Source organism: Acholeplasma laidlawii, assembly GCF_015709225.1.
Lineage (GTDB): Bacteria > Bacillota_I > Bacilli_A > Acholeplasmatales > Acholeplasmataceae > Acholeplasma > Acholeplasma laidlawii_A.
Genome location: NZ_JADNRS010000023.1, coordinates 1 through 348 on the forward strand (window position 1 = coordinate 1; position 348 = coordinate 348).

Sequence of the window (348 nt, forward strand, 5' to 3'; positions counted from 1 at the left end):
CCAATAGGTATTTTACTGATTGTTATTATTCCATGTTTGATAATTATTATTTTACAAATTATAAAAATTGTTAGTGTTTTACATAGTGATAAAAAAGAAAAAGAAAACTCCAAATTATTATCTCAAAAAGAAGAACTTTTAAAACAACAAGAAGAAGTACGAAGACAAATGAAGGAATTAGAGGCATTAAGAGATCAAATTAATAAAGAAGAGTAGTTATATAGATTGCAATTTAATAATGTGCAAACTATAATTTAAAGATTCAAAATCCCTTTGCAAAATTAGTAAAATTTAGCATAAATAATTGGGCAAGGCACAGACACAAAAAAGGGACATCAATTACGGGTT

General features: G+C 25.3%; 1 protein-coding gene. It reads left to right on the forward strand.

The annotated features are described in order from the left end of the window. The coding region (locus IY230_RS01825; protein WP_196369638.1) for a hypothetical protein at positions 1–216 on the forward strand (216 nt) is incomplete at its 5' end. Positions 217–348: the final 132 nt, after the last annotated feature.